The sequence below is a fragment of the Allobosea sp. P5_A5 genome (genome assembly GCF_056400625.1).
On sequence record NZ_JBFUKY010000013.1, the window covers coordinates 71855 to 97112 of the forward strand.

Consider the following 25258-nt stretch of genomic DNA (forward strand, 5'->3'; position numbering starts at 1 on the left):
GCTCAAGCGAATTCCATGATGACGGCGTCGACCGCCAGCGAATCGCCTTCCTTCGCCAGAATCTTGGCGATGGTGACGTCCTTCTCGGCCCGCAGCACGTTCTCCATCTTCATCGCTTCGACCATCGCGAGCGGCTCGCCGGCCTTGACCTCCTGCCCAACCGCGACCGCGATCGACTTCACCAGGCCGGGCATCGGGCAAAGCAGGAACCTGCCGGTATCGGCCGCGACCTTTTCCGGCATCAGCGCGGCCAGCTCGGCTTCGCGCGGCGTATAGACTCGCGCCTGCGCATAGGCTCCCGCATGGCCAAGCGCGATCCCGTTCAGGACCGGCCGGATCTGCGCCGCGACCTTCACGCCGTCGAGCGTGCCATGCCAGACCGGCTGGCCCGGCACCCAGTCGCTGACGACGGAAACGCTGCGCTCGGGAAATGCGACGATAACGGCCCCGCCCTGTTCCGCAACGACGCTATCGAAGAGCTGTTCGCCGAGTTGCACGACACGTTGACGGTCGAACGCCACTGTCCGCCAGCCCTCCATCTGCGCCGAGACACCGCGTTTACGCTGGTTCATGCGGTGGTCGCAGGCGATCGCGATCGCCGCCATGCGCAACGCGGTTTCCCCTGTGGGAACGGGCGGCGAGAAACCCTCGGGAAATTCCTCAGTGATGAAGCCGGTCGAAAGGTTGCCGGCGATCCAGCGGGGATGCTGCATCACCGCCGCAACGAACGGGATGTTGTGGCGGATGCCTTCGATTGCGAAGGCATCGAGCGCACGCGACTGCGCCTTGATCGCCGCCTCGCGCGTCGGCGCATGCGTGACCAGCTTGGCGATCATCGGATCGTAATAGATCGAAATCTCGCCGCCTTCGAAAACTCCGGTGTCGTTGCGGACCGTCGCCTCGCCATCCGGCCCCTCGCTCGGCGGCCGATAGGTCACCAGCCGGCCGGTCGAGGGCAGGAAGTTGCGTGTCGGATCCTCGGCGTAGACCCGGCTCTCCACCGCCCAGCCGTCGAGCTTCACATCCTCCTGCCGGATCGCGAGCGCCTCGCCATAGGCCACGCGGATCATCTGCTCGACGAGGTCGATGCCGGTGATCATCTCCGTGACCGGATGCTCGACTTGCAGCCGGGTGTTCATCTCGAGGAAGTAGAACGACTTGTCCTGCGCGGCGACAAATTCGACCGTGCCAGCCGAATCGTAATTCACGGCCTTGGCGAGAGCGACCGCCTGCTCGCCCATCGTGCGGCGCGTCGCCTCGTCGAGAAGCGGCGACGGCGCCTCCTCCAGGACTTTCTGGTTGCGGCGCTGGATCGAGCATTCGCGCTCGCCGAGATAGATGACGTTGCCGTGCTTATCGCCCAGCACCTGAATTTCAATGTGGCGGGGGTCGACGATGAACTTTTCGACGAAGACCCGGTCGTCGCCGAAGGAGGATGCGGCCTCGGACTTGGCGCGTGCGAAACCCTCCGCCACCTCGGCCGAGGAATGGGCGATGCGCATGCCCTTGCCGCCGCCGCCGGCCGAGGCCTTGATCATCACCGGGTAGCCGATCTCGTCGGCGATCGTCACGGCATGGTCAGGGTTTTCGATGATGCCGAGAAAACCCGGGACCGTGGAGACGTTCGCCGCCGCGGCCGCTTTCTTCGATTCGATCTTGTCGCCCATCGCAGCGATCGCGCCTGGATTGGGGCCAATGAAGACGATGCCGTTGTCCTTCAGCGCGTTTGCGAAGGCCTCGCGCTCGGAGAGGAAGCCGTAACCGGGATGCACGGCCTCGGCGCCGGTCTGCTTGCAGGCTGCGATGATCTTGTCGATCAGCAGATAGGATTCGGCCGCCGGCGCGGCGCCGATATGCACCGCTTCATCCGCCATCTCGACATGCAGCGCGTCGCGGTCGGCATCCGAATAGACCGCCACGGTCTTGATGCCCATCCGCCGCGCCGTCTTGATGACCCGGCAGGCGATTTCGCCACGGTTCGCAATCAGGATCTTCGAGAACATGGGCGGCGGACCCCGGCTGCGATCATCGTCAATAGCCGGGGTGTACGAGACGCCGCAACCGGCGTCCACCAATGCGAAAGTCGCGCAGCGCAACTTGGCTGTGCGCCGATGCGCAGAGGATAGCCGCTCAGCTTGCGAGCAGCATCCTGTGGGCCGACGCCATCACCGTCTTGGCGGCCCCCTTGGCGAAGGCGAAAGCCAGCACCGCCTCGTCGCAATGCTCGGCCTCGCGGGCGATCTCGAAGGCGATGCGCTGGGCCGTCGACGTGGGGCCTTCGCCGACCGAGAGCGTCGCCACCAGCCAATGCGCCTTGTCGCGATCGATCACGCCGGTCGGTCGGTTTTCCCACACGGCGAAATCGACGACGAGAGCCACCAGATAATCACCGAAGGCGCTGCATGCCTTCGGCACGGCCCGGTCGAGCGCGATCAAGACATCGACGATATCGCGGGTGACGACGATGTCGACCAAGATCTCGCGCTGAAGAACCTTGACGTCCTGCTCGTCGATGACATGACGATCCATGACACGATCCACGAATTCCCGAAGCTCATGCGTCATCATCTTTGCACCTCTGGCCGGCTTTGTTTTGCGCCGGTATGTCCCTGTTGTGGGAACACCATGGGGCCCGCGCAGACAGCAGGTGGTTAACGCGCAAATCTGAACGGTTATTCAGGTTAAACGGTGCTGAGTCGATGTGGTTGCGAGGTTGTTACCAGGCGAGCCCTACGGCCCCGCAAAGCTCGCGGCCGTTAAGTCGGCCCAAGGCTTCTCAAGCAAGCGTGCAGACCGCAGAAAACGGGTGGATGGCCGGGCTCGATACCGGTCTGGATCGGCGACCCGCCGAAGCACAGAGCCCACCATGACAGCGTCTACTCCATCCCGCCTGCCGTCCGCCTTTTGGCGCATCGGCTGGTCCAATCTCGCCGCGCAATTCTCAGAGCAGATCGCGCTTGCGGCAGCGCCGCTGGCCGCCGTGCTTCTGCTCGCCGCCGGCGCCACCGAGACCGCCTGGCTGCAGACGGTGCAGACCCTGCCCTTTCTCCTCTTTTCCATTCCCGCCGGCGTCGCAGTCGACAGGGCGTCGCGGCGCGGGCTGATGGTCGGAGCAGAAACGATCCGGGCCTTGTCGCTGCTGGCGATTCTGGCACTGCTCGGCTTCAGCGGCCTGACCATGACCTCGCTGGCTGTGCTCGGCTTTTGCGGCGCGATCGGCACTCTCGTCTACAGCGTCGCAGCTCCGGCGCTCCTGCCGACGATCGTGCCCCGCGCCGAGCTTTCCGCAGCCAATCGGTGGCTCGAACTCGCCCGGAGCACCGCCTATGCCGGCGGGCCGGTGCTGGGCGGCGCACTTGTCGGCTGGACCGGTGCGTCGGCCGCCTACGTGCTGGCGACGGCGCTTTCGGTTCTTGCCGTCCTGCTTCTGGCCGGCTTGCCGAGCGAAGGCTCGATGCCGCAGGCCGGGCGAAACCTCCTGCACGACGTCAAGGAGGGCGCCTCTTTCGTCTGGCAACACGCCCTGTTGAGGCCGATTTTGCTGACGGCCATCATCTTCAACACGGGCTGGTTCGTGTTGCAGTCGGTCTATGTCGCCTATGCCGTACACGATCTGCACATGAGCGCAACGGAAGTCGGTTTCTCCCTGGGGATCTACGGCGCGGGCATGGTGATCGGCGCGTGGGGCATGCCATGGATCGCAAGCCGTATCTCGTTTGGCGCGACTATTCTCGTCGGCCCGCTCGCAGCCCTCTGTGCGGCAGCGGTGATGGCGCTGACCATCCATTGGCCACACCCGGCGCTGGCCCTCCTGAGCTTCTTCCTCTTCGGAGCCGGCCCCGTCCTGTGGTCGATCACGACGATGACGCTTCGCCAGGCCGTGACGCCGGCCGGAATGCTTGGACGCGTCTCGGCCCTGATCATGACCGCAACGTTCGGCGCCCGCCCGATCGGAGCAGCCATCGGTGCCCTGATAGCCCAGCGCTTCGGCGCACCGACCTGCCTGCTGGTGGCGCTTGCGGCGTTTGCGCTGCAGTTTGTGGTCATCGCCTCATCCGCGATACCGCGCCTGCACGAGGTGCCGGAGCCCGCCTGACGGACATCCGCCGTGCGGCCCGACCTTGCGGCAATGATCAGGCCAGAGGCGTCAATTCGAGAGCCGCCGGCAAATCCTCCATCCGGGACAGAACATGCCGCGCGCCGAGCGCCACCAAAGTCTCGACGGGCTGGAAACCCCAAGAAACCGCGACCGGTATCACACCGGCGCGAACCGCCATCTCGATGTCGAAGGAGCTGTCGCCGACCATCGCGGTCTGATCCGGCGTCGCGCCGACCGCCGCCATCGCATTCGAGATCATGCCCGGATGCGGTTTCGAGGGAGCATCGTCGGCCGATTGCACGACATCGAAGAGATTCTGCCAGCCATGCCGCTCGACGATGAACTCGGCACCCTTGCGCGACTTCCCGGTCGCGATACCCAGCTTCAGCCCGGCGATGGTTTTCAGCCGACGCAGCGTCTCCGCAACGCCGGGATAAAGCGGCTCGTCCAATGACGGATCCGACTGCGCCCGTAGCCGCATCTCGCCGAAGACCTCGCGGTAACTCTCGGTCAGCGCATCATCGGGGGTCTCCAACCCGGCCAACCGCGCAAGCGCGATGTCGAGCGTCAGTCCGACGATGCCTAGGCCGGCCTCGCGCCCGGGATGCACCCGTCCGCAGCGCGCGAACGCTTCATATTGTGCGCCGAGGATGATCGCTTCCGAATCGATCAGCGTGCCGTCGAGATCAAAGATGATGAGCTGCATGGGAGGGCTTTAGCTGTAACTGCACGCCCCGGCCACTGCCGGAGCGCCCCACCCTCATGCCAGCCCGTCAGCCCTGCCCTCGGTCCCGTCAGCCTTTGCCTTCGCGAGCGCAGGAATCGATCGCCTTGCGCAGATCCGCACCGTCGAGCCCCTTGGCGCGCGCATCCTTGCGACATTCAGCGCGCTGGGCGAGATCGGGGCGTTTCCCGTTGAAGCAAGCAGTGAGTGCCGCGACCCGCTCCGAACCTTGGAGACCGCGGCTATCGATCTCGTCTTTGCAGGCCTTGCGAGCCGCAACAGCGGTCGGCTTGCCATCCCGCGTCAGACCATCCTTGGCGTAAAGCTGAACGCCGGGAAACTTGCCTTCCATGCACAGCCGCATGGCGGCCCGCAGATCGTCGCCGGAGAGCGCGACGCTTTCCGACAGGCAGTCCTGCCGGGCCTTGGCCCGCTCGGCGCGGGGGACAGGCCCGTCGCTGGCTCCGGCGGCCGCAGCCGGTACGGCCGGTGAAGTGCTTGTCGTCTGCGCTTGCGTCGCGCCCGAAAGAGCGAGAACAGCAACGGACGCGATGATGAACGAACGCATGAAGGCCTCCCGCCAAAATGAGAACATAGCTAGAACACACTCGCGTTTGTTCTGCAACTGTTCTAGCGGCAAAAAGGCTAGTCGCTCATCACTCGTCGGGGGCCTCGACGATGGGATCATAGGGAGCGTCGTCGAAGCCGAGCAGGTTCCAGCTCTGGCGCATATGCGGTGGCAGCGGAGCGCTGACGTCAATGGTGCCCCTGCCGCGCGGGTGCGGCACGACGATGCGGCGCGCCAGCAGATGCAGCTTGTTCTGGATGCCGCCAGGCAGTTCCCAGTTCTGGATATTGAAGTATTTCGGGTCGCCGACGATCGGGTGGCCCATATGCGCGGCGTGCGCGCGCAACTGGTGCGTCCGGCCGGTGACGGGCTTCAGCGAAAGCCAGCCCAGCTTTTGGGCGGCCGTCTCGACCACGGCATAATAGGTCACGGCATGCATTGCGCCGTCCTCGCCATGCTGGGCCACCGCCATACGCTGGTCGCCATCATAGGCCTCCTCGCGCGCCAGATAGGTCGAGATGCGCCCCTGCTTGACGCGCGGGACGCCCGCGACGAGCGCCCAATAGACCTTGCGTGCCGAGCGCGAGCGGAAGGTCTTGGCTAGCGTTGCCGCAGCAAAGCGCGATTTCGCGATGACGAGGCAGCCCGCCGTATCCTTGTCCAGCCGGTGGACGAGGCGCGGCTTCTGCCCGTCCTTGTCGGTCAGCGCCGCCAGCAGGCCGTCGACATGCCGCGTCGTTCCGGATCCGCCCTGAACGGCCAGCCCCGCCGGCTTGTTGAGGACCATCACGTCCTCGTCCTCATACAGAGTGATCGAGCGCAGGAAACCGACGGTATCGGCATCCGCCTTGCTCGAACGCGGCCTCTCGGCCTGCGGCTCAAGCTTCAGCGGCGGGATGCGGACGGTCTGCCCGGCTGTGAGCCGGTCCTTGCTGTCGGCACGCTTGCTGTCGACCCTGAGTTCGCCCTTCCGAACGATGCGCTGGATATGGCTGAAGGAAAGCTGAGGGAAGCGCGCCTCGAGAAAGCGGTCGATCCGCATCTCGTTCTCGTCTTCCGTGACCACAAGCTGCTGGACGCCCGTGGCGAGCACTTGCGAAGCTTCGGCCTTGACCTCGGCGCGCGTGCGCTTCGGCGCCTCGGCGATCTTTGTGGGACGCTGCGCCTGGATCGGTCGCTCGCCGACAGCCGCCTTAGAGCCGCCGGACTTCACGCGCGCCGCAGCCTGGCGACGGAGGTCATGGCTCGGTCGCTTGCCGCGTGGTCCGTCGGCCGCTGGCGCCCTGCCCTTGCGCGGCCCGGCGCCGCCGCCTTTGCCTGTCCGATTGCTGGTCATGGCGTCGGCATAGAATGGCGACGCGCCGCGCACAAACAAAATCCGCGAGCGCAGGTCGGGCAAGCCTAACCGCCGCGTTCCTCACGCAGCTTGGTCCAGTAGTCGAGCCGCTTCCTGATCTCGCGCTCGAACCCGCGCTCGGGCGGGTCGTAGAAGGTTTGGCGGCCTAGAAGATCCGGCCAGTAATTCTGTCCGGAGAAGCCTTCCGGCTGGTCGTGATCATAGGCGTAATCGGCGCCGTAACCTTCCTCGCGCATCAGCCGCGTCGGCGCGTTCAGGATCGTTTTCGGCGGCATCAGCGAGCCATGCTCCTTCGCCACCCGCACCGCCGCCTTGTAGGCGGTATAGGCAGCGTTCGATTTCGGCGCCGTCGCGAGATAGATGACGCAGTTCGCCAAGGCCAGCTCGCCTTCCGGCGTGCCGAGCTGCTCGTAGGTTTCGGTCGCGGCCCGCGCATGGACGAGCGCCTGCGGGTCTGCAAGGCCGATATCCTCGACCGCCATCCGCACCAGCCTGCGCGCCAGGAAGCGTGGATCCTCTCCGGCATCGAGCATGCGAGCGAAATAATACAGCGCCGCATCGGGATCAGAGCCACGGATCGTTTTGTGCAAGGCCGAGATCAGGTTGTAGTGCCCGTCCTGTGCCTTGTCGTAGATCGGCGCCCGGCGCTGAATCACCTCCGACAGGCCCTGCTCGTCCAGTATCTCGCCAGACTTTGCGGCCCGCCAGAGTTCCTCGGCCAGCGTCAGCACGGCGCGTCCGTCGCCATCGGCGAACCGGGCCAGCGCCAGCCGAGCCTCCGGCGTCACCGGCAATTCCCGGCCCTCCAGAACTTCCGCCCGACCGAGCAGGAACAGCAGCGAGCCTTCGTCGAGCGCCTTGAAGGTCATCACCCGCGCCCGCGACAGCAGAGCAGCGTTCAGCGCGAAGGACGGGTTTTCCGTCGTGGCCCCGATGAGCGTGATCGTCCCGTCTTCCATCACCGGCAGGAAAGCGTCGAGCTGAGCCCTGTTGAAGCGATGGATCTCGTCGACGAAGAGCAAGGTGCCCTTGCCGCCGAGCCTCCTCCCGCGCGCTGCCTCGAACACCTTTCGGAGATCGGCGACGCCCGAAAAGATCGCGCTGATCTGCTCGAAACCGAGATCGACTAGGCCGGCCAGCAGCCGCGCCACCGTCGTCTTGCCGGTCCCCGGAGGCCCCCAGAAGATCAGGCTGCCGACCGTCCCAGAGGAGACGAGCCGCGTCAGCGCGCCATCCGGGCCGGTGAGATGCTCCTGGCCGGCGACCTCGCCAAGCGTCGTCGGCCGCAGCCGGTCCGCGAGCGGACGCGGGCCGGATTTGTCGAGGCCGGACGCGGAAAAAAGGTCGCTCACCCCGGGAAGACCGAGGTGATCGTCTGGCCTCCGCGCGAGATCGTCACCTCCCAGGCCCGCCGGCGCTCCTTTAGCGCGGTCTCGACATCGCGCGAGTTCTGCATCTTGTCGCCGTTGAGTGCCATGATCAGGTCGCCCTTCTGGAAGCCGACCTGGGCGGCGGTGCTGCCCTCCTCGATTTCCGCGACGATCACCCCCTCATTGCCGGTTTCGACCGAGAGTTCTTCCGCCAGGGCCGGCGAGAGATTGGCCACGGTCAGCCCCGCGAGCGGCGAGCGGCCGGTGAGCTTCACCACATCGCGCGGGCGCGTCTCGGGCGCCGGGATCAGCTTGATCGGCACCGAAATGCGCTTGCCGCCGCGCAGCACGGCAAGCATCGTTGTGCCGCCGATCGGGCGGGTGGCGAATCGATAGCCGAACGCTTCCGGATCATCGACCGGAATACCGTCGACCGCGAGAATCACGTCGGAGCGCTTCAGGCCCGCCTGATCGGCCGGTCCGTTTTCGACCACGCTCGCGACGACCGAGCCTGCCGGGCGGTCGAGCCCCAGACCCTCGGCAACGTCGGCCGTCAGAGTCTGCAGCCGCGCACCGAACCATGGCCTGCGGACGGTCTTGACGCCGGCCTTGGCGCTCTCGACGACGAGGCGGACCATGGCTGAGGGAATCGCAAAGCCGATGCCGACGCTTCCGCCGGAGCGGGAATAGATCGCGGTGTTGATGCCCACCACCCGGCCCTTCATGTCGATCAGCGCGCCGCCGGAATTGCCGGGATTGATCGCGGCGTCGGTCTGGATGAAGGACTGCGCATCGCCGACGCCGATCTGGGTGCGTGCCAGCGCCGAGACGATGCCTTGGGTTACCGTCTGACCGACGCCGAACGGATTGCCCATCGCCAGCACGATGTCGCCGACCTCGAGCTCGTCGGTTTCGGCGAGTTCGATGGCCGCCAGGTTTTTCGTGTCAGCCACTTTGAGCACGGCCAGATCGCTGCGCGGGTCCCGCAGCAGGATCGTCGCCTCGACCTCGCGCTTGTCCGCGAAAGCGACCTTCACCTCGCTCATGTTCTCGATGACGTGATTATTGGTGACGACAAGCCCTGCCGCGGCATCGACCACGACGCCGGAACCGAGAGAGCGCTGGACCCGCTCGCGCGGAACACCCAGGCCGCCATCTCCGAAAAACCGACGGAAGAACGGATCGTCCATGAACGGGTTCTGCTGACGCTTCTCGACGCGCGCGCCATAGACGTTCACGACCGAAGGTGCTGTCCGCTTGACCAGCGGCGCGAAGGACAGCGTCACCTGCTCGCGGCTATCGGGCGTTTGCCGCGCCTGCGTCTGGGCCATCGCCGGCGCTGTCCAAGCCACGGCCGCGAGCAGCGCGGCGGCAAAGGGGCGGCTGAGTGCCATCATGTTTCTCCGGGCGATGGGTTTTCGCAGAGATAGGCGAGCATCCTGGCTTTGGCCAGCCGTTCAGGCCTTGGCCTGACGGCTTCTCGCAAAATCCAGCGCGATATCGATCAGCCCCGGGCAGTCGAGATTTCGTTGCCAACCCTTGGCATCGAGGCCATGCCGAAGCAGAATCTCGCGGTCGGCAAGCGAGTCGATCGTCGCTCCCCCCATGGTCCAGCCTTCGAACTGTCTCGTCCGCCGTTCGCGGCTGCCGAGCAGCGTCACGTCACGATGGCGCGGATCTACCCTGATGCGGGCCAGTGCGGCCTCGACAGCAGCAGCTTCGCCTTCGAGAACCTGAGCGAAATAGTCCTTGTCGAACAGCAGATAACCGCTCAAGCCCTGAGCTTTGTTATTCCGCTGCGAGACCTTCAGGACGTCGCGGAAGATCGTCAGGACGCGCCCGTCTTCGCCGGGCTGACAGCGGCTATGGTAGCAAGTCTGCTTGATCATCTGCGGTCAGTGTCCATGAGCAGATGAACACCCGCATGACACGCAAAGTTCCCCCATAAGGGAACCGCGATGCCCCGAAAAGGCAGCTCGACAGCCGCACTCCGGCTGAAACGAAAAAAGCGGCCCGGAGGCCGCCTTTTGAAATCGAAACCCGAGCGGCTTAGGCCGCTTCATCTTCCGCCGTGAAGACCGGGCCGGAATCGAGGCCCTTGGCGTCAACGTCGCGGTCGACGAATTCGATGATCGCCATCGGAGCGTTGTCGCCGAAACGGAAACCAGCCTTCATGATGCGCAGGTAGCCGCCATTGCGCTCCTTGTAGCGCGGGCCGAGCACGGCGAAGAGCTTGGCGACGAGAGCGACATCCTTGATCTGCGAAATTGCCTGACGGCGGGCGTGAAGATCGCCACGCTTGGCGAGTGTGATCAGCTTCTCGACGACCGGGCGAAGGTCCTTCGCCTTCGGCAGCGTCGTGGTGATCTGCTCGTGCTTGATCAGGGCCTGGGACATGTTGGCGAACATCGCCTTGCGATGCTCGACCGAGCGGTTGAAACGCCGACCGCGAAAACCGTGACGCATTGTTTGGCTCCTTCGTTGATTACGGCCGCCGTGCCACGGAACGGCCGTCCATTATGCTCCGGCCTGGATCGGCCGGGCGGGATCGGCGCGGAATGCCTCCGCGCCGTGAAACTCAGTAATGCTCTTCGAAGCGCTTCGCGAGTTCTTCGATATTCTCCGGCGGCCAGCCCTGGACGTCCATGCCGAGATGCAGGCCCATGGTGGCGAGCACTTCCTTGATCTCGTTCAGCGACTTGCGGCCGAAGTTCGGAGTGCGCAGCATCTCGCCCTCGGACTTCTGGATCAGGTCGCCAATATAGACGATGTTGTCGTTCTTCAGGCAGTTCGCCGAACGCACAGAAAGCTCGAGCTCGTCGACCTTCTTGAGCAGCGCCGGGTTGAAGGGCAGCTGCGGCGCGGTCGAGACAGCCTCTTCCTTGCGCGGCTCCTCGAAGGTGATGAACACCGCGAGTTGGTCCTGCAGGATGCGGGCGGCGAGCGCTAGCGAATCCTCGGGGGTCAGCGACCCATTGGTCTCGATCTGCAGCGTCAGCGAATCCTTGTCGAGGTTCTGGCCCTCGCGGGTGTTCTCGACGCGGTAGGAGACCTTCTTCACCGGCGAATACAGGCTGTCGACCGGTATCAGGCCGATCGGCGCATCCTCGGGCCGGTTCTGCTCGGAGGGCACATAGCCCTTGCCGGTGTTGACCGTGAATTCCATGCGGATCTCGGCCCCGTCATCGAGCGTGCAGAGCACGAGCTCGGGGTTCAGGATCGAGACATCGCCGACAGTGTTGATATCGCCCGCGGTGACGACGCCCGGACCGGACTTGCGAAGCGTCATGCGCTTCGGGCCATCGCCCTGCATCTTGACCGCAATGGCCTTGATGTTGAGCACGATATCCGTGACGTCCTCGCGAACGCCGGGAATCGAGGAAAACTCGTGCAGGACGCCGTCGATCTGGACGGCGGTCACGGCCGCGCCCTGCAGCGAGGACAACAGCACGCGCCGCAGCGCGTTGCCGAGCGTCATGCCGAAGCCGCGCTCGAGCGGACGGGCGATAACGGTCGCCTGACGCTTCGAGTCGTCGCCGACCTTCACCTCAAGCTTGTTCGGCTTGGAAAGATCCTGCCAATTTTTGCTGATCACGACCGCACTCCTGGTGCTGAATTCATCTGGCGGCCACCGCCGCCCCGGACAGGCGCCCGCCCCTGCGGGCGCCTCGCACAACGCTCAGACGTCAGACGCGACGACGCTTGCGCGGACGGCAGCCATTGTGCGGGATCGGCGTGACGTCGCGGATCGAGGTCACGGTGAAGCCCGCGGCCTGCAGCGCGCGCAGCGCCGATTCACGGCCGGAGCCCGGCCCCGTGACTTCGACCTCGAGAGTGCGCATGCCATGCTCGGCAGCCTTGCGGGCAGCGTCTTCGGCTGCGACCTGCGCGGCATAGGGGGTCGACTTACGCGAACCCTTGAAGCCCATCGTGCCGGCCGAGGACCACGAGATCGTGTTGCCCTGCGCGTCGGTGATGGTGATCATGGTGTTGTTGAACGAGGCGTTCACATGCGCGACGCCGGAGACGATGTTCTTGCGTTCGCGGCGGCGTACGCGCTGGGCTTCCTTGGCCATGGTCTTCTTTCATCCTTCAGGCGCGCCCGTCATTCCAGGCGCTGGGGAGATATTCCGCCTTCATGATCGAGCTTGCCTCGATCACCTCAGGCAGGAGAAGGCGCTTGCAGCACCCTCTCGTCAGAAAATCCTCGGGCGAAGCCCGAGGATAACGCTCGCCTCGGGCGAGCCTTACTTCTTCTTGCCGGCGATCGGCTTCGCCTTGCCCTTGCGGGTACGGGCGTTGGTATGCGTGCGCTGGCCGCGAACCGGCAGCGAACGGCGATGGCGCAGGCCCCGATAGCAGCCAAGGTCCATCAGGCGCTTGATGTTCATCGAGACTTCGCGACGCAGATCGCCCTCGACGAGGTAATCGCGGTCGATCGCCTCGCGGATCTGGAGAACTTCGGCATCCGTCAGCTGATTGACGCGGCGCTCGGCGGCGATGCCGACCTTCTGACAGATCTCCTGAGCCTTGGCCGAGCCAATGCCGTGGATGTACTGCAGGCCGATGACGACGCGCTTGCCGGTCGGAATGTTAACGCCCGCGATACGAGCCATGATCTCTTCTCCATGTCGGCCGCGTCGCCCGATAGCCGCGCGGCAAGTGAAAGAAACCCTGCGCCGGTGGAGGCCGGCCCTTGCAGAGCGTTGACGGTACCCACGCGTTAAAGCGACGTCGTTCCTTCTTGCGAAGGAAACGGCATCGCTTCCATGGAAACCGGATGGCGGGTCGTTAACCTCTCGTCAGCCGAGAGTCAACACCTGCCTCGACCCCAGCAACATCGGAGGCCGGACGGTGAGCACACGACGTGCGCGACACACGTCGCCACGCAGGGCCTACCGAGCCTCGGCAGCTTCCGTCAACGCGGACTCGATCGCGCTGGTCACGGCATCGATCGGCTGCATGCCGTCAACCCGCGTGAGCTGACCGCGCTTCTCGTAATAGGGCGCCACGATCGCCGTATCGCGGTTATAGGCCTCGAGCCGCGTCGTGAAGACCTCTGGGTCGTCGTCCTTGCGCACGGGCTGTCCAGCCGCCCTCGCCTCTTCGGCCCGCTTGACGATGCGATCGACCAGCTTGGTCTGATCGACAACCAGCTCGAGCACGGAATCGAGCTTCAGCCCCTTTCCGTCGAGCATGCTGTCGAGCGCCTCGGCCTGCGCCAGCGTGCGCGGGAAGCCGTCGAGTATGAAGCCCCTCTTGGCATCCTGCTCTTCGATCCGGTCGGCGACGATGCCGATGACGATCTCATCCGAAACCAGGCCACCGGCGTCCATCACGGCCTTGGCTTTCTGGCCGACAGGCGTCCCGGCCGCGACCGCAGCCCGAAGCATGTCACCCGTCGAGAGCTGCGGAATACCGTGCTTCGCGACGATGCGCGTCGCCTGAGTGCCTTTACCCGCCCCCGGCGGCCCCAGGAAAATCAATCGCATCTTACCTTCGCGCTCCCCGCAGCTTGGCCTTTTTGACAAGACCTTCATATTGGTGGGCCAGCAGATGTCCATGCACCTGGGCCACGGTATCCATCGTCGTCGTCACCACGATCAGCAGCGACGTACCACCCAGCAGGATGATCGGAATCTGAGCATAGGAGATCATGATCTCCGGGATAAGGCAGACGATGGTCAGATAGCCTGCGCCCAAAACCGTGATCCGCGTCAGCACCCGGTCGATATGCTCGGCGGTGCGTTCGCCGGGCCGGATGCCCGGCATGAAGCCGCCATGCTTCTTGAGGTTGTCAGCCGTCTCGACCGGATTGAACACGATCGCGGTGTAGAAGAAGCAGAAGAAGATGATCAGCGCGACATAGAGCACCATGAACAGCGGCCGGCCATGGGCGAGATAGGTCGCGATCGTGGAAAGGAACCCGGTGCCCCCTTGCGCCTGCGAGAAGCTCGCGATCGTGGTCGGCAACAGCAGCAGCGAAGAGGCGAAGATCGGCGGAATCACGCCCGAGGTGTTGAGCTTCAACGGCAGGAACGAGGTCTGGCCCTCATACATGCGGTTGCCGACCTGGCGCTTGGGATAGTTGATCAGCAGGCGGCGCTGGGCGCGTTCCATGAAGACGCAGAAAGCGATGACGCAGATCGCCATGACGAGGATGCCGAGGAGAAGGCCGGTCGAGATCGCGCCCTGGCGGCCGAGCTCAAGCGTCTGCGCGAGCTGCGCCGGGAACTCCGCGATGATACCCGAGAAGATGATCATCGAGGTGCCGTTGCCGATGCCGCGGCTGGTAATCTGCTCGCCAAGCCAGAGCAGGAACATCGTCCCGCCGACGAGCGTGAGCGTGGTCGAAACAAGGAAGAACGGACCCGGCTCCAGCACGAGATTGCCCGAACCCTGCAGGCCGACACCGATCGCATAGGCCTGGAACACTGCCAACACGAGGGTCAGGTAGCGCGTGTACTGGTTCAGGATCTTGCGGCCCTGCTCGCCTTCCTTCTTGAGCGCCTCGAAAGTCGGAATCACGCTGGACAGCAGCTGGACGATGATCGAGGCCGAGATATACGGCATGATCGCCAGCGCGAAGATCGCCAGGCGACCGACGGCACCGCCTGAAAACATGTTGAACAGGCCGAGCACGCCGGCCTGGCCCTGCTGCCGGAAAAGGTCGGCCACGGCGTCGGGATTCATGCCCGGCAGTGGGACGTAGGTGCCCAGGCGATAGACGACCAGCGCGCCCAGCGTGAACCAGATTCGCTTCTTGAGTTCGTCAGCCTTGGCGAGCGCCCCGAAGTTGAGGTTCGCCGCGAGCTGTTCAGCCGCCGATGCCATGCGTCCGATCCCTGGATCTTGATCGTCAGTGAAGCACGCCGCCGACCTGATCCGCTGCGCGAATCGGAGAGGCATGCCTTGCGTCAAACAGTCGAACGGCGGCTCAGGCGCAAGGCCTGGCCGCCGTTCGCTGACATCATTTAAGCGCGAGAGCCGGATGGTTCCAGAACCAAATGCAGAGCATGTCGGTTCGGAAGCTGAATCCGCCTCTCATGAAAAGCCTCACGCCTGTGAAGCGGCAGCCAGAATCTTGACCGAACCGCCGGCCTTTTCGATCGCTTCGACCGCCGACTTGGAGGCGCCGGCGACTTCGAAGGCGAGCTTCGTCGTCAGTTCGCCTTGGCCGAGGATCTTCACGCCGTCCTTGGCCTGGCGCGTGATGACGCCCGCGGCGACGAGCGCCTCGATCGTCACGGCACCCTTGGCGTCGAGCTTGCCGGCTTCAACCGCCTGCTGGATGCGACCGAGGTTGACCTCGTTCAGATCCTTCGAGAACAGGTTGTGGAAGCCGCGCTTCGGCAGGCGACGATAGAGCGGCATCTGGCCGCCTTCGAAGCCCTTGACGGCGACGCCGGAGCGGGCCTTCTGGCCCTTGACGCCACGACCGCCGGTCTTGCCGGAGCCCGAGCCGATGCCACGGCCGACACGCATACGCGGCTTCGCCGCGCCTTCGTTGTCACGAATCTCGTTGAGTTTCATGTGCCTGCCTCCTCAATTCGCGTCGACGACGCGCACGAGGTGCTTAACCTTCTCGACCATGCCACGCACCGCGGGGGTGTCCTGGAGGGTCGAACGGCGCCGAATCTTGTTCAGGCCAAGACCAATCAGGGTCTGGCGCTGGGTGGCGTCGCGGCGGATCGGAGAGCCGATCTGCTCGACGGTGAGGGTGGTGTTATCAGCCTTTGCCATCGATCCCTCCTCACGCTTCCGCGGCCGCTGCATCCGTGCCGGCATCGCGGCGACGGGTCTGCAGGGACGACACCTTGAGCGAACGACGCGCCGCGACCGAACGCGGGCTGTCTTCGTTCTTCAGCGCGTCGAACGTGGCGCGCACCAGGTTGTACGGGTTCGACGAGCCCAGCGACTTCGACACGACATCCTGCATGCCGACCGCCTCGAACACGGCGCGCATCGGGCCACCGGCAATGATGCCGGTACCGGCAGGCGCCGCACGCAGCACGACCTTGCCGGCGCCGTGGCGTCCCTGCACGTCGTGGTGGAGGGTGCGGCCCTCACGAAGCGGAACACGGACCAGGCCGCGCTTGGCGGCTTCCGTGGCCTTGCGGATCGCCTCGGGAACTTCACGGGCCTTGCCGTGGCCAAAGCCAACGCGGCCCTTCTGGTCGCCGACGACGACGAGTGCGGCGAAGCCGAAGCGACGGCCACCCTTCACCACCTTGGCAACGCGGTTGATGTGGACGAGTTTGTCCACGAACTCGGAAACTTCCTGTTCCCGGTCCCTACGCTCACGCGGCTCTCTAGCCATGTTATCCTCTTACTTGCGCGGACGAAGCCTGTGCTGCGCCGCTCGCTCGAGCCCACCCTTCGCATGATTGCGCAGGGCAGCTTATCAAATGGATGCCACCCGCCCGGCATATGACATGCCGACCGGGTGGCAACCAGAAACCTCAGAAGTCGAGGCCGCCCTCGCGGGCCGCATCGGCCAGCGCCTTGACGCGACCGTGATACATATACTGTCCGCGGTCGAAGACCACTTCCTTTACGCCGGCCTTGACCGCGCGCTCGGCGACGATCTTGCCGATCACGGCGGCGGACTCGACGTTCGCGCCGGATTTGATATCGCCGCGAAGATCCTTGTCCAGCGACGAAGCCGAAGCGAGGGTGACCCCGTTCACATCGTCGATGATCTGGGCATAGATCTGCTTGCCGGTGCGGTGAACCGACAAACGCGGACGACCGTTGGCAACCTTCTTGATGGCGCGGCGGACGCGAGCCTTGCGGCGCGCAGTCATATCGTTCTGCTTGCTCATGGCTGGCGTCCTTACTTCTTCTTGCCTTCCTTGCGGAAGATGAACTCGCCAGCGTACTTGACGCCCTTGCCCTTGTAGGGCTCGGGGCCACGATAGTCGCGGATTTCCGCGGCGATCTGCCCGACGACCTGCTTGTCGATGCCGGCGATAATGATCTCGGTCGGCTTCGGCACCGTGATCGAGATTCCATCCGGAATCGCATAGTCGATGTCGTGGCTGTAACCCAGCGACAGTTTCAGCACCTTGCCGGCGAGAGCGGCGCGATAGCCAACGCCGTTGATCTCGAGGCGCTTCTCGTAGCCGGCAGTCGTGCCGATCACGAGGTTGTTGATGCGGGCACGCGAGGTGCCCCAGAGCGAACGGGCGCGCTTCGACTGCGAACGCGGCTGAACCGCGATCGAGCCGTCCTCCATGGCAACCGACACATCGTCGGGAACCAGGAAGGAGAGCTCGCCCTTCGAGCCCTTGACCTTGACCAGCTGGCCCTCGACATTGGCGGTGACGCCAGCGGGGACCGAAACCGGCCGTTTACCGATACGAGACATTGGATCTCTCCTGAAAATGAGCGGCGTCTGTAAGGTCAGAAGACCTTGCAGAGCACTTCGCCACCCACGTTCTGCTCGCGGGCCACATGATCGGCCATGACGCCCTTCGGAGTCGAGACAATCGTCACGCCCAGGCCATCGGCCACGCGCGGCATGGTCTCGACCGACGAATAGACGCGGCGGCCGGGCTTCGACACACGAGCGATAGACCGGATGACCGGCTGACCCTCGTGGTATTTGAGCTCGATATCGAACTCGGTGCGGCCATTGCCGAACTCGGTCGTCGAGTAGCCACGGATGTAGCCCTCGGACTGGAGAACGTCGAGCACGCGGCCCCGCAGCTTGGAGCCGGGAGTGGACACGCGCGACTTGCGGCGCATCTGCGCATTGCGGATACGGGTCAGCAGATCGCCGAGCGGATCAATGATGGTCATTGTCCTATCTCCTCACCAGCTCGATTTCACGAGGCCGGGAACCAGCCCCTTGTTGCCGAGTTCACGCAGCGCAATACGCGACATCTTGAGCTTGCGATAGAAAGCGCGCGGACGGCCCGTGACTTCGCACCGATTGCGGATGCGGGTCTTGGCCGAGTTGCGCGGCAGTTCGGCGAGCTTCAGGCGAGCAAGGAAGCGCTCGTCCATAGGCTGGCTTTCGTCATTGGCGATCGCGAGAAGACGGGCGCGGCGGCTGGCGAACTTCTTCACCAGCTCCCTGCGACGCTCGTTTGTCTCGACGGAGCTTTTTTTAGCCATCGATCTCTCCTGGTTTCCGCGTTTGAACGGTCAGTTCACTGCCGGAACGGGAAGTTGAAGTGCTTGAGCAGAGCGCGTGCCTCGTCGTCCGACTTCGCAGTCGTGCAGACGATCACGTCCATACCCCAGACCTGGTCGACCTTGTCGTAGTTGATCTCCGGAAACACGATGTGCTCCTTGATCCCGAGCGCGAAATTGCCGCGCCCGTCGAACGACTTCGGGTTGAGACCACGAAAGTCGCGTACGCGTGGCAAGGCGATGGTGACGAGCCGGTCGACGAACTCGAACATCTTGGTCTTGCGCAGCGTGACCTTACAACCGACCGCCATGTTCTCGCGCAGCTTGAAGCCGGCGATGGCGAGACGGGACTTGGTGATGACCGGCCTCTGACCGGCAATCATGGCCAGGTCGCCAGCAGCGTTGTCGACCTTCTTACGGTCGGCAGTCGCTTCGCCAACGCCCATGTTGATGACGACCTTCTCGATCGTCGGCACTTCCATGACGTTCTTGTAGCCAAATTCTTCGATCATCGCGGGACGGACGACGTCCACGTAATGCTGCTTCATGCGCGGCGTAAGCGCGCTGGTTTGAGCCTCAGCCATCGATCAGATCTCCCGAACGCTTGGCGAAACGAACCTTGCGGCCATCGTCGAGCACCTTGAATCCCACGCGTGTCGCCTTGCCGTCCTTCGGATCGGCGACAGCGATATTCGACAGATTGATGGTGGCCTCTTTCGAGATGATGCCACCCTCGGAGGTCTGCGACTGCTTGGTATGCTTCTTGACCATATTGACCCCACGCACGACGGCGCGGGCATCCTTCGGCATCACCTGAAGCACTTCGCCGGTCTTGCCCTTGTCACGGCCGGCAAGCACGACGACCTTGTCGCCCTTCTTGATTTTCGCAGCCATCAAAGCACCTCCGGCGCCAGCGAGATGATCTTCATGTGATTCTTGGCGCGCAGCTCGCGCGGAACCGGTCCGAAGATACGCGTGCCGACAGGCTCTTTCTGGTTGTTGATCAGCACGGCCGCATTGCGGTCGAACCGGATCACCGAACCATCGGCGCGCTTGACGTCCTTGGCGGTGCGAACGACGACCGCCTTCATGACGTCGCCCTTCTTCACGCGGCCGCGGGGAATGGCTTCCTTGATCGAGACGACGATGATGTCGCCGATGCGGGCGTAACGCCGCTTCGATCCGCCGAGAACCTTGATGCACATCACACGCCGCGCGCCCGAATTATCGGCGACGTCGAGATTCGTCTGCACCTGGATCATGGCCTTGATCCTTCCAATTGGTATCAGGCGGTTTCCTGCGCGGCATCAGTGCCGGCGGGACTACGACTGACGGGGGTCGCTCGCCCCCTGGCCTCAAACAAAACATGATCCGCAAAAGTGGAGTCCACTTTTGCGGAGAGACATGCCCGGCTTATTCCTGCTCGCCCGGCCCCGCATGACGCGGCCGGTCGAAGCCGTCCCGAATCACGCCTTGGGGGCGTCCTCGAGCACAACCCAGCTTTTCAGCTTGGAAATCGGCTTGGATTCCTCGATCCACACCGTGTCACCGATCTTGAACGTCCCCACCTCGTCATGGGCGTGGTAGTTCTTCGTGCGGCGAACCGTCTTCTTGAGGAGCGGGTGCGTATAGCGCCGCTCGACCTTTACCACAACAGTTTTGTTCTGCTTGTCGCTGACGACGACGCCCTGCAGTACGCGCTTCGGCATAATTCTCTCCTTACGCGCTTGCGGCGACGGTCTTGGACCGCTGCAGCGTCCGGATGCGGGCGATCTCTTTGCGCACCTCAGTGACGCGCGCGGTGTTCTCCAGCTGGCCGGTGGCCCGCTGGAAGCGCAGGTTGAACTGCTCCTTCTTGAGCTTCAGAAGCTCGTCCTGGAGCTGGTCCGTGCTCATGCCCTTCATGTCGGACAGACGCTGTGTGCTTTTCATCATGCCCTCCCTTACTCGGCGATGCGCTGGATGAAGCGGGTCTTGATCGGCAGCTTGGCAGCGCCGAGACGGAGCGCCTCGCGGGCGATCTCCTCGGACACGCCGTCGAGCTCGAACATGATCCGGCCCGGCTTGACCTTGGCCGCCCAGAACTCGGGCGAACCCTTGCCCTTACCCATGCGGACTTCGGTCGGCTTCTTCGAAACCGGCACGTCAGGGAACACGCGGATCCAGACGCGGCCGACGCGCTTCATGGCGCGGGTGATCGCGCGGCGGGCCGCCTCGATCTGCCGAGCGGTAACCCGCTCGGGCGCCTGCGCCTTCAAGCCGAACTGGCCGAAGTTGAGGTCGGTGCCGCCCTTCGCGACGCCGGAAATGCGTCCCTTGAACTGCTTGCGGAACTTGGTGCGTTTTGGTTGCAGCATGGCTCTTCTCGATCAGCCTTACGCAGCCTGTTCGCGACGATCGCGATCGCGGTGGTCGCGATCACGGCCGCCGGAGCGGCTGCCTTCGTCGGAAAGGCGCTTGTCCTGGGCCATCGGGTCATGTTCGAGGATCTCGCCCTTGAAGACCCAGACCTTGATGCCGCACGTCCCGTAGGTCGTGAAGGCAGTGGCAACCCCGTAGTCGACGTCTGCGCGCAGCGTATGCAGCGGAACCCGACCCTCGCGGTACCATTCGAGGCGCGCGATCTCGGCGCCGCCGAGACGGCCCGAGCAGTTGATGCGGATGCCTTCGGCACCCAGGCGCATCGCCGACTGCACCGCACGCTTCATGGCTCGACGGAAAGCCACGCGGCGCTCGAGCTGCTGGGCGATCGAGTCGGCGACCAGCGTCGCATCGATTTCCGGCTTGCGGACCTCGACGATGTTGATCGTCACGTCAGCCTTCGTCAGCTTCGAGACTTCCTTGCGGAGCTTCTCGATGTCGGCGCCCTTCTTGCCGATCACCACGCCCGGCCGAGCCGAGTGGATGGTGACGCGGGCCTTGCGGTGCGGACGCTCGATGATGATCTTCGAGACGGCGGCCTGCTTCAGCAGCTTCATGAGGGCGGCGCGGATGGCCATGTCCTCGTGGAGCAACTTGCCGTACTCGCCCTTGGCCGCGAACCAACGCGAATCCCAGGTGCGGTTGATGCCGAGGCGAAAGCCGATCGGATTGATTTTCTGACCCATCGTTCTCTCCTCAGGCCTGCGCCGCAGCCTGCTCGCGCACCACGATCGTGATGTTCGAGAACGGCTTCATGATCCGGGCGCCACGACCGCGAGCGCGGGCATGGAAGCGCTTCATCACGAGCGCCTTGCCGACGAAGGCCTGCACGATGACGAGATCATCGACGTCGAGGTCATGATTGTTCTCGGCATTGGCGATGGCGCTCTGCAGGCATTTGCGAACGTCGGTGGCAATGCGCTTCCGCGAGAACTCGAGATCGGCGAGCGCCGTCCCGACCTTCTTGCCGCGGATGAGCTGAGCGACGAGGTTCAGCTTCTGCGGCGAGACACGAAGATTGCGGGCGACCGCTTTGGCTTCGTTCTCAGGCAGCGCACGGGGGGCTGATGCTTTACCCATGGCTTACTTCCTCTTCGCCTTCTTGTCGGCGGCATGGCCGTGGAAGGTGCGCGTCGGCGAGAACTCGCCGAACTTGTGGCCCACCATCTCCTCGGACACGGCCACCGGCACATGTTTATGTCCATTGTAAACGCCGAACGTCAGACCGACGAACTGCGGCAGGATCGTGGAGCGACGGCTCCAGATCTTGATCACTTCATTACGGCCAGAGGTCCTGGCGACCTCGGCCTTCTTCAGGAGGTATCCGTCGACGAACGGACCTTTCCAAAGCGAACGCGCCATGACGGACCTCAGTTCTTCTTCTTGCGGGCGTGACGGCTCGACACGATGAACGTATCGGTCCGCTTGTTCGAGCGGGTCTTCTTACCCTTGGTCGGCTTGCCCCAAGGCGTAACCGGATGACGGCCACCGGAGGTACGGCCTTCACCGCCGCCATGGGGATGGTCGACCGGGTTCATCGAGACACCGCGGTTGTGCGGACGGCGGCCGAGCCAGCGAGAACGACCCGCCTTGCCATCGTTGCGGTTCATATGATCCGGGTTCGAAACCGCGCCGACCGTGGCGTAGCACAGACCCGAGATCAGGCGCTGCTCGCCCGAGTTCAGGCGGACGATGACGTAGCCCTGGTCGCGACCGACGATCTGAGCGTAATTGCCCGCTGACCGCGCGATCGCGCCGCCCTTGCCGATCTTCAGCTCGACATTGTGAACGATCGTGCCGATCGGCAGCGTGCCCATGGGGGCGGCGTTGCCGGGCTTCACGTCCACGCTGTCACCCGAGACGACGGTGTCGCCGACGCCCAGACGCTGCGGAGCAAGGATGTAGGCCTGCTCGCCGTCCTGATACGTGATCAGGGCGATGAACGCGGAGCGGTTCGGGTCGTACTCAAGCCGCTCGACGGTGGCCGGAATACCGGCCTTGCCGCGACGCTTGAAGTCCACCAGGCGCAGCGTGCGCTTGTGTCCACCGCCGCGGAAGCGGACAGTGATGCGACCGAGATTGTTGCGGCCGCCCGAAGAGCTTTTGCCCTCGGTCAGCACCTTGAGCGGCTTGCCCTTGTAGAGCTCGCTGCGGTCGACGATCACGAGCTGGCGAAGGCTCGGCGTGATCGGCTTGAAATGCTTCAAAGCCATTGTGCTTCCCTCACAGGCCCGTGGTCACGTCGATCGAATGGCCCTCTTCGAGGGTCACCACGGCTTTCTTGACGTCCGAGCGCTGGCCGAGCCGGCCCCGGAACACCTTGATCTTGCCCTCGGTGACGATCGTGTTGACGCTCTTGACCTTGACGTCGAACAGCTTCTCGACCGCAGCCTTGATCTGCGGCTTTGTCGCGGTTTTGGCCACCCTGAAAACGACCTTGTTATGCTCCGAAAGCATGGTCGCCTTCTCGGTGATAACCGGCGCCAAGATCACATCGTAGTGGCGCGGGTCCAGGTTCTTTGCTGACTGGCTCATTTGAAGCGCGCCTCCAGCGCATCGACGGCGGCGCGCGTCAGGACAAGCTTGTCGCGACGCATGATGTCGTAGACGTTGATGCCCTGAACCGGCAGCACGTCGACATTGGGGATCGAGCGAGCGGCCAGGCCGAAATTGGTATCGATCTCGGCACCGCCGATGATCAGCGCGCTCGACAGGTCGAGCTTGCCAAAATGACCGAGCAGCATCTTCGTCTTCGGCTCGGAAAGCGTGACGTCATCGATCACGATGATGCCGGCATCCTTGGCCTTGGCCGAGAGCGCATGACGCAGGGCCAGCGCACGGACCTTCTTGGGCAGATCATGCGTATGGTCACGCACGACCGGACCGAAGGCCTTGCCGCCGCCGCGGAACTGCGGAGCCGAAGCTGCGCCGTGGCGAGCGCCGCCGGTGCCCTTCTGCTTGTAGATCTTCTTGCGGGTGCGGTCGACTTCCGAACGGCCCTTGGACTTGTGAGTGCCGGCGCGACGCTTGGCGAGCTGGTAGCGCACCATGCGGGCGAGCAGGTCGGCGCGCGGCTCGAGGCCGAACACCGAATCCGACAGCTCGACCGAGCCGGCGTTGCCGCCTTCGAGAGTGACGATATCGAGTTTCATCACACGTTCTCCTCAGCCGCGGCCGCAGGAGCCTCAACGGTCTCGGCCTTGCTCTCGCCGGCCGACTTGAACTTGCCCGGAAGCGGCGCATCCTTGGGCAGCGCGCGCTTGATGGCGTCGCGAACATGGATCCAGCCGCCAGCGACGCCAGGAACGGCGCCCTCGACCAGGATCAGGCCGCGCTCGACATCCGTCTGCACGACGCGCAGGTTCTGCGTCGTCACGCGCTCGGCGCCGAGATGACCAGCCATCTTCTTGTTCTTGAAGGTCTTGCCGGGGTCCTGACGGCCACCGGTCGAGCCGATCGAGCGGTGCGAGACCGACACGCCGTGAGTGGCGCGAAGACCGCCGAAGTTCCAGCGCTTCATGCCACCGGCGAAACCCTTACCGGTCGTAATGCCGGAGACGTCGACGAATTGACCGACCACGAAATGATCCGCCGTAAGTTCGGCACCGACCGGGATCAGCGCGTCGTCAGACACGCGGAACTCGACGATCTTCTGCTTCGGCTCGACATTGGCAACGGCGAAATGACCGCGCTGCGCCTTCGAGACGTTCTTGACCTTGGCCAAGCCCGACCCGAGCTGCACGGCGGCATAGCCGTTCTTCTCGACCGTGCGATGTGCAACGACCTGGCAGTTATCGAGTTTCAGCACGGTAACCGGGATATGTTCGCCGGCATCCGTGAAGATGCGGGTCATCCCGACTTTCTGTGCAATCACACCGGAACGCATCGGTGCATACCTTCCCTTGGGGTCATGTCCATCCGGGGTGAGCCGGAAACAGAGGACCCGTTAAATTGGATCAGAGCTTGATTTCGACGTCGACGCCGGCGGCGAGATCGAGCTTCATGAGGGCGTCGACCGTCTGCGGGGTCGGATCGACGATATCGAGAACCCGCTTGTGGGTCCGCATTTCAAACTGCTCGCGCGACTTCTTGTCGATGTGGGGCGAGCGGTTGACCGTGAACTTCTCGATGAGCGTCGGCAGCGGAATCGGTCCGCGGACCTGGGCGCCCGTCCGCTTCGCGGTCGACACGATTTCACGGGTCGATGCGTCGAGGATGCGGTGATCGAACGCCTTGAGGCGGATCCGAATGTTCTGACCGTTCATGGTCTCATGTTCTCCGTGACGTGAAAAGCGAAGGCTCTAAGGGCCTTCGCCCTCACGAAAACGCGTTACGCGATGATGCTTGCGACGACGCCGGCGCCGACGGTGCGGCCGCCTTCGCGGATGGCGAAGCGCAGCTTCTCTTCCATCGCGATCGGGGCGATCAGCGTCACCTCCATCGAGATGTTGTCGCCCGGCATCACCATCTCCGTGCCTTCCGGCAGCGAGACAACGCCGGTCACGTCCGTCGTGCGGAAGTAGAACTGCGGGCGGTAGTTGGTGAAGAACGGCGTATGGCGACCGCCCTCCTCCTTCGT

General features: G+C 64.1%; 37 protein-coding genes. 1 reads left to right on the top strand and 36 read right to left on the bottom strand.

The window, feature by feature from the left end; translation table 11 throughout:
• Positions 1-2: 2 nt before the first annotated feature.
• On the bottom strand, positions 3-2003 hold the full coding sequence (locus AC1DR6_RS20435; protein WP_476831109.1) for an acetyl-CoA carboxylase biotin carboxylase subunit: 2001 nt from the start codon (positions 2001-2003) through the stop codon (positions 3-5).
• Between the two features lie 127 nt (positions 2004-2130).
• Positions 2131-2529: a hypothetical protein gene (locus AC1DR6_RS20440; protein ID WP_476831110.1), complete on the bottom strand. Its 399-nt coding sequence runs from the start codon at positions 2527-2529 to the stop codon at positions 2131-2133.
• A gap of 337 nt (positions 2530-2866) precedes the next feature.
• On the opposite strand from AC1DR6_RS20440, the gene AC1DR6_RS20445 reads away from it, so the two are divergent.
• A complete protein-coding gene (locus AC1DR6_RS20445) occupies positions 2867-4096 on the top strand; it encodes an MFS transporter (protein WP_476831111.1) in 1230 nt (409 codons plus the stop codon).
• Between the two features lie 37 nt (positions 4097-4133).
• Here AC1DR6_RS20445 and AC1DR6_RS20450 read toward each other — a convergent pair whose 3' ends face one another.
• From AC1DR6_RS20450 to AC1DR6_RS20615, 34 genes are all read right to left on the bottom strand, one after another.
• The gene (locus tag AC1DR6_RS20450) at positions 4134-4805 is read right to left on the bottom strand and encodes an HAD-IA family hydrolase (RefSeq protein ID WP_476831112.1); all 672 of its coding nucleotides are present in this window, start codon (positions 4803-4805) and stop codon (positions 4134-4136) included.
• An 88-nt stretch (positions 4806-4893) separates the two neighbouring features.
• The gene (locus tag AC1DR6_RS20455) at positions 4894-5391 is read right to left on the bottom strand and encodes a hypothetical protein (protein ID WP_476831113.1); all 498 of its coding nucleotides are present in this window, start codon (positions 5389-5391) and stop codon (positions 4894-4896) included.
• An 88-nt stretch (positions 5392-5479) separates the two neighbouring features.
• Positions 5480-6727 carry an RluA family pseudouridine synthase gene (locus AC1DR6_RS20460; RefSeq protein ID WP_476831114.1) on the bottom strand — a complete coding sequence of 416 codons (1248 nt, stop codon included), beginning with the start codon at positions 6725-6727 and terminating at the stop codon, positions 5480-5482.
• Positions 6728-6792: 65 nt separating this feature from the next.
• On the bottom strand, positions 6793-8100 hold the full coding sequence (locus AC1DR6_RS20465) for a replication-associated recombination protein A (RefSeq protein ID WP_476831115.1): 1308 nt from the start codon (positions 8098-8100) through the stop codon (positions 6793-6795).
• Entirely contained in the window at positions 8097-9515 is a 1419-nt protein-coding gene (locus AC1DR6_RS20470; RefSeq protein ID WP_476831116.1) for a DegQ family serine endoprotease, read from the bottom strand. Before AC1DR6_RS20470 ends, AC1DR6_RS20465 begins: the two co-directional genes overlap by 4 nt.
• 60 nt (positions 9516-9575) lie before the next feature.
• The gene (locus tag AC1DR6_RS20475) at positions 9576-10007 is read right to left on the bottom strand and encodes a BLUF domain-containing protein (RefSeq protein WP_476831117.1); all 432 of its coding nucleotides are present in this window, start codon (positions 10005-10007) and stop codon (positions 9576-9578) included.
• 160 nt (positions 10008-10167) lie between these two features.
• Complete coding sequence (gene rplQ / locus AC1DR6_RS20480; protein WP_476831118.1) at positions 10168-10584, bottom strand: 50S ribosomal protein L17; 417 nt, start codon at positions 10582-10584, stop codon at positions 10168-10170.
• A 112-nt stretch (positions 10585-10696) separates the two neighbouring features.
• Complete coding sequence (locus tag AC1DR6_RS20485) at positions 10697-11713, bottom strand: DNA-directed RNA polymerase subunit alpha (RefSeq protein ID WP_476831119.1); 1017 nt, start codon at positions 11711-11713, stop codon at positions 10697-10699.
• Between the two features lie 91 nt (positions 11714-11804).
• A complete protein-coding gene (rpsK, locus tag AC1DR6_RS20490) occupies positions 11805-12194 on the bottom strand; it encodes a 30S ribosomal protein S11 (RefSeq protein ID WP_043237079.1) in 390 nt (129 codons plus the stop codon).
• Between the two features lie 171 nt (positions 12195-12365).
• Positions 12366-12734, bottom strand: coding sequence for a 30S ribosomal protein S13 (gene rpsM / locus AC1DR6_RS20495; protein ID WP_476831120.1), 369 nt, complete (start codon positions 12732-12734; stop codon positions 12366-12368).
• Between the two features lie 279 nt (positions 12735-13013).
• Positions 13014-13610: an adenylate kinase gene (locus AC1DR6_RS20500; protein ID WP_476831121.1), complete on the bottom strand. Its 597-nt coding sequence runs from the start codon at positions 13608-13610 to the stop codon at positions 13014-13016.
• A gap of 1 nt (position 13611) precedes the next feature.
• Entirely contained in the window at positions 13612-14952 is a 1341-nt protein-coding gene (secY, locus tag AC1DR6_RS20505) for a preprotein translocase subunit SecY (RefSeq protein ID WP_476831122.1), read from the bottom strand.
• 222 nt (positions 14953-15174) lie between these two features.
• Positions 15175-15651 (bottom strand): 50S ribosomal protein L15, encoded by a 477-nt coding sequence (gene rplO / locus AC1DR6_RS20510; protein ID WP_476831123.1) that lies wholly within the window; start codon positions 15649-15651, stop codon positions 15175-15177.
• 12 nt (positions 15652-15663) lie between these two features.
• Positions 15664-15861 carry a 50S ribosomal protein L30 gene (gene rpmD / locus AC1DR6_RS20515; protein ID WP_476831124.1) on the bottom strand — a complete coding sequence of 66 codons (198 nt, stop codon included), beginning with the start codon at positions 15859-15861 and terminating at the stop codon, positions 15664-15666.
• Between the two features lie 10 nt (positions 15862-15871).
• On the bottom strand, positions 15872-16438 hold the full coding sequence (gene rpsE / locus AC1DR6_RS20520) for a 30S ribosomal protein S5 (RefSeq protein ID WP_476831125.1): 567 nt from the start codon (positions 16436-16438) through the stop codon (positions 15872-15874).
• A gap of 142 nt (positions 16439-16580) precedes the next feature.
• Positions 16581-16943: a 50S ribosomal protein L18 gene (rplR, locus tag AC1DR6_RS20525; protein ID WP_476831126.1), complete on the bottom strand. Its 363-nt coding sequence runs from the start codon at positions 16941-16943 to the stop codon at positions 16581-16583.
• Positions 16944-16954: 11 nt separating this feature from the next.
• A complete protein-coding gene (gene rplF / locus AC1DR6_RS20530) occupies positions 16955-17488 on the bottom strand; it encodes a 50S ribosomal protein L6 (protein WP_476831127.1) in 534 nt (177 codons plus the stop codon).
• A gap of 35 nt (positions 17489-17523) precedes the next feature.
• The gene (rpsH, locus tag AC1DR6_RS20535; RefSeq protein WP_476831128.1) at positions 17524-17922 is read right to left on the bottom strand and encodes a 30S ribosomal protein S8; all 399 of its coding nucleotides are present in this window, start codon (positions 17920-17922) and stop codon (positions 17524-17526) included.
• A 12-nt stretch (positions 17923-17934) separates the two neighbouring features.
• Positions 17935-18240: a 30S ribosomal protein S14 gene (rpsN, locus tag AC1DR6_RS20540; protein WP_476831129.1), complete on the bottom strand. Its 306-nt coding sequence runs from the start codon at positions 18238-18240 to the stop codon at positions 17935-17937.
• Between the two features lie 35 nt (positions 18241-18275).
• Positions 18276-18842 carry a 50S ribosomal protein L5 gene (gene rplE, locus AC1DR6_RS20545; RefSeq protein WP_476831130.1) on the bottom strand — a complete coding sequence of 189 codons (567 nt, stop codon included), beginning with the start codon at positions 18840-18842 and terminating at the stop codon, positions 18276-18278.
• Complete coding sequence (gene rplX, locus AC1DR6_RS20550) at positions 18835-19152, bottom strand: 50S ribosomal protein L24 (RefSeq protein WP_476831131.1); 318 nt, start codon at positions 19150-19152, stop codon at positions 18835-18837. Before rplX ends, rplE begins: the two co-directional genes overlap by 8 nt.
• Positions 19152-19520: a 50S ribosomal protein L14 gene (gene rplN, locus AC1DR6_RS20555; RefSeq protein WP_476831132.1), complete on the bottom strand. Its 369-nt coding sequence runs from the start codon at positions 19518-19520 to the stop codon at positions 19152-19154. Before rplN ends, rplX begins: the two co-directional genes overlap by 1 nt.
• 204 nt (positions 19521-19724) lie before the next feature.
• Complete coding sequence (gene rpsQ, locus AC1DR6_RS20560; protein ID WP_476831133.1) at positions 19725-19967, bottom strand: 30S ribosomal protein S17; 243 nt, start codon at positions 19965-19967, stop codon at positions 19725-19727.
• Between the two features lie 10 nt (positions 19968-19977).
• Positions 19978-20190 (bottom strand): 50S ribosomal protein L29, encoded by a 213-nt coding sequence (rpmC, locus tag AC1DR6_RS20565; RefSeq protein ID WP_476831134.1) that lies wholly within the window; start codon positions 20188-20190, stop codon positions 19978-19980.
• Positions 20191-20201: 11 nt separating this feature from the next.
• Positions 20202-20615 carry a 50S ribosomal protein L16 gene (gene rplP, locus AC1DR6_RS20570; protein ID WP_476831135.1) on the bottom strand — a complete coding sequence of 138 codons (414 nt, stop codon included), beginning with the start codon at positions 20613-20615 and terminating at the stop codon, positions 20202-20204.
• Between the two features lie 18 nt (positions 20616-20633).
• On the bottom strand, positions 20634-21365 hold the full coding sequence (gene rpsC / locus AC1DR6_RS20575; RefSeq protein ID WP_476831136.1) for a 30S ribosomal protein S3: 732 nt from the start codon (positions 21363-21365) through the stop codon (positions 20634-20636).
• Positions 21366-21375: 10 nt separating this feature from the next.
• A complete protein-coding gene (gene rplV / locus AC1DR6_RS20580) occupies positions 21376-21759 on the bottom strand; it encodes a 50S ribosomal protein L22 (protein WP_476831137.1) in 384 nt (127 codons plus the stop codon).
• Between the two features lie 3 nt (positions 21760-21762).
• The gene (gene rpsS / locus AC1DR6_RS20585) at positions 21763-22041 is read right to left on the bottom strand and encodes a 30S ribosomal protein S19 (RefSeq protein WP_476831138.1); all 279 of its coding nucleotides are present in this window, start codon (positions 22039-22041) and stop codon (positions 21763-21765) included.
• Between the two features lie 8 nt (positions 22042-22049).
• Entirely contained in the window at positions 22050-22892 is an 843-nt protein-coding gene (gene rplB, locus AC1DR6_RS20590) for a 50S ribosomal protein L2 (RefSeq protein ID WP_476831139.1), read from the bottom strand.
• 10 nt (positions 22893-22902) lie between these two features.
• Positions 22903-23214, bottom strand: a complete 312-nt coding sequence (locus tag AC1DR6_RS20595; RefSeq protein ID WP_476831140.1) for a 50S ribosomal protein L23 — start codon at positions 23212-23214, stop codon at positions 22903-22905.
• Positions 23211-23831, bottom strand: a complete 621-nt coding sequence (gene rplD, locus AC1DR6_RS20600; RefSeq protein WP_476831141.1) for a 50S ribosomal protein L4 — start codon at positions 23829-23831, stop codon at positions 23211-23213. The genes AC1DR6_RS20595 and rplD overlap by 4 nt, the downstream gene beginning before the upstream one ends.
• Entirely contained in the window at positions 23831-24565 is a 735-nt protein-coding gene (rplC, locus tag AC1DR6_RS20605; RefSeq protein ID WP_476831142.1) for a 50S ribosomal protein L3, read from the bottom strand. Before rplC ends, rplD begins: the two co-directional genes overlap by 1 nt.
• A gap of 70 nt (positions 24566-24635) precedes the next feature.
• Positions 24636-24944, bottom strand: a complete 309-nt coding sequence (gene rpsJ / locus AC1DR6_RS20610; protein ID WP_043237115.1) for a 30S ribosomal protein S10 — start codon at positions 24942-24944, stop codon at positions 24636-24638.
• Between the two features lie 65 nt (positions 24945-25009).
• A partial coding sequence (locus tag AC1DR6_RS20615; protein ID WP_476831143.1) for an EF-Tu C-terminal domain-related protein occupies positions 25010-25258 on the bottom strand: 249 nt, incomplete at its 5' end.